Below are 1433 nucleotides of genomic sequence, written 5' to 3' on the forward strand. Positions count from 1 at the left end.
TTATCTAAATATCTATTTATTTCAAGTAAATAAACCAACTACCACACGATAACTGGAACCGCTTGCAGCAGCAAGCTTTCTACACGAAATAGAATAATCCTTATCACATTTTCGATGAAAAAATAAATTCACCGTTTATCACTTTGAATCGAGCCAATACCGTAACCTTGCCTCCACATTCATCACAACATGGTACCTGCCCTTTGCTTTCCGCGTATTCTCGCCATAATAAAGGACTCATGTCCTTTATCCGCTCTTGGCCAAGATACTGTCGAGCTTTATTCAGCCTCTCTCGACATCGATTATGATACAAACCAACAAAGTGGTATTGCTGCTTTTTTGGTATCGCTATATGACTTAATATACGCTCAATAAAATGATTAGGCTCTAGCCTAATCATTTCTGTTTTCTTTGTTTGATGAGATTTGTACTTAACTCGCACTTCCTTGTTCGACACGTGCATAATTTGACTGTTTTTTATGGCTCCGCCACGAACATATCGCGCTAAATATTTAACAACGCCAGCACCATGTGAGTACGGTTTTGCACAATGAACAACCCAGTCCAAAACACCCCATTTATTAAAAAGATTTAGAACATCTTGTTTTGAAAGCGTGTCAGGGTAATTTAACTCTCCTTTATTCATTGCTGCGCGCAGCGCTGCAATGAACTTTCCGCGAAACAGCTTTATCATAACTCTGGCAGGAAATAGAATGCTTTTCTTTGGTTCAACCCAACCGTCATCACTCAATCCACCATGAGTAATTAAGCAATGAATATGAGGATGAAAAGTTAGATTTCGAGCCCAAGTATGTAGAGCCAAAACACACCCAACCTTAGCACCTAGAAATCGCCCATCCGCGCTTAATATCTGAATCGTTTTACGAACAGAATCAAACAATGTTTGCTGACATAACGCCCTGTTATATCTCCATATTTCATGTAACTCGTGCGGAAGAGTAAATACCCAATGATGATGAGAAGTATCTAAAATAAACGAATCCACTTTTTTAAGCCATTGCTCTCTTTTGAGAGCACCACACTGTGGGCAACTTCGATGCCCACAGCTGTTGTACCAATAGCCATTAAGGTGCCCATTATCACAATACAGCGCATGACCTCCCATCGATGGAGTTCGACAAGATGAAAGCCGACTGACCCCTTTAAGTTGATATAAGGGTAATCGATGGTTCCTTGAATATGATTCAAACCTTTTTTGTAAAAAGGCTTGAACTGTATGTTTGCTCATACAGTAAACATAGTAAACCTAACCATAAAGAAGATGTTTAAGAGAGAGAATTACGAGGCAGCGCACTCTTCGAGCTTGCTCGGCAGATTTAACGCCTGCATAACACGTTTGCTACTATGCAGACTTAGCTGAATTTTAACGCCTTAATCACTGAAACTAAAGGCAAACTGACAACGCCGAATGT

At 39.9% G+C, this 1433-nt stretch carries 1 protein-coding gene; it reads right to left on the bottom strand.

From position 1 onward, the window contains the following. Positions 1–103 precede the first annotated feature (103 nt). Positions 104–1249 carry an IS91 family transposase gene (locus A6E04_RS20755; RefSeq protein WP_083199120.1) on the bottom strand — a complete coding sequence of 382 codons (1146 nt, stop codon included), beginning with the start codon at positions 1247–1249 and terminating at the stop codon, positions 104–106. Between the last annotated feature and the right edge of the window lie 184 nt (positions 1250–1433).

This window comes from Aliivibrio logei (assembly GCF_001691055.1).
Taxonomy (GTDB): domain Bacteria; phylum Pseudomonadota; class Gammaproteobacteria; order Enterobacterales; family Vibrionaceae; genus Aliivibrio; species Aliivibrio salmonicida.